At 41.9% G+C, this 236-nt stretch carries 1 protein-coding gene; it reads right to left on the reverse strand.

The features are described 5' to 3' along the window. On the reverse strand, positions 1 to 236 hold a 236-nt coding region (locus HMPREF0023_RS16050; protein ID WP_008942611.1), incomplete at both ends, for an OmpA family protein.

The raw sequence follows: 236 nt of genomic DNA on the forward strand, positions 1-236 counted from the left end.
CCTTCTTTAGTTTTGTTGTCAGCAATCGGTTGATCCCAAGCGAAACCTTGAGTAGACAAACGAGATGCATCAACATTGTATTCATTTACAAGCGCTGATTTAACAGAGTTTGCACGAGCTAAAGATAGACGTTCGTTCAATGCACGTGGACCAGTGTTATCTGTGTGACCTTCAATACGAGCAGTCGCATTCGGGTACTCAGCTAATTTCTCTGCTACTTTTGCAATTTCAGACTT

Origin of the sequence: Acinetobacter sp. ATCC 27244, from assembly GCF_000156555.1 — a bacterium.
Taxonomy (GTDB): domain Bacteria; phylum Pseudomonadota; class Gammaproteobacteria; order Pseudomonadales; family Moraxellaceae; genus Acinetobacter; species Acinetobacter haemolyticus.